This is a genomic window from Novosphingobium resinovorum, assembly GCF_027922145.1.
GTDB classification, from domain to species: Bacteria; Pseudomonadota; Alphaproteobacteria; order Sphingomonadales; family Sphingomonadaceae; genus Novosphingobium; species Novosphingobium resinovorum.
On the sequence record NZ_BSFC01000055.1, the window covers coordinates 1 to 1,103 of the forward strand.

General features: G+C 66.8%; 1 protein-coding gene. It reads right to left on the bottom strand.

Features of this window, described 5'->3' with window-relative positions; translation table 11 throughout:
• Positions 1–1,103 (bottom strand): NAD(P)/FAD-dependent oxidoreductase (locus PKE80_RS25205; protein ID WP_271184826.1); only part of this gene is annotated, 1,103 nt, incomplete at both ends.

Genomic DNA, 1,103 nt, shown 5'->3' on the forward strand with positions numbered 1-1,103 from the left:
AGCAGGCTTCCACCAACTTTCGGCCCTGCACGTAGTCCTTGACCTTGTTCACGCAGTCCAGTGCCACCACGCGGCCGTCCTTCAGATACACCACCGAGAAACTGCGCCCCTCGACGTCACCGCGCGTCACCGTCTGGTCGAAGCCCATGTTGATCCCGGCCGTCTGCAGCTTGAGATCGTACTGGTTCGACCAGAACCAAGGGAACGCCTTGTAGGGCTTTGCGTCCCCGCAGATCGCCTTGGCCACGCACGTCGCCATGTCGTTGGCGTTCTGCACCGATTCCACCCGCATCACCGTGCCGCCCGCATAGTCGCAGGCGAAAGCCGCGCAGTCGCCGATCGCGTAGACGTCCGGCAGCGAGGTGCGGCAGAATTCGTCCACGTCCACGCCGTTCGCCCCAGAGGCGCCCGCCAGGATCAGCGGGCCCACGGCGGGCACGATGCCGATGCCGACGATCACCGCCTCGGCCGGGATGACCTCCCCGTCGACCAGCTTCACGCCGGTGACACGATGCCCGTCGCCCTCGAGACATTCGACCGCAACGCCGGTGCGCAGGTCCACCCCGTGATCGCGGTGCTCCTTCTGGTAGAACTCGGACAGTTCCTCGCCCGCGACGCGCGCCAGCACGCGCGGCAGGGCTTCGAGCAGGACCACACTGAGCCCCATCTTCGACAGCACCGCCGCAGCTTCCAGGCCGATGTAGCCGCCGCCGATGACGACGATGTTGCGCGTCCCCGCATCGACTTCGGCCATCAGCGTGTCGCAGTCCTCGCGGGTGCGCACCGCGTGGACGCCCGCAAGCTCGGCGCCGCCACACGACAGGCGCCGCGGATCGCCGCCGGTCGCCCAGACCAGCTTGCCGTAACCGAACGTCGTGCCGTTCGAGAGCGTCAGTTCCTTCGCCTCGGCGTCCACCTTGGTGACTTCGGTGGAGAGCCTGAAGATCACCTCCTTCTCGGCCCAGAACGTCGGCGGGCGGATGTAGAGACGATCGAAGGTCTTCTCCCGCGCGAAGTACTCCTTCGAAAGCGGCGGCCGCTCGTAAGGATGCTCCGGCTCGCGGCCGATGACGGTGATGGTTCCGGTGAACCCGTTCTGGCGC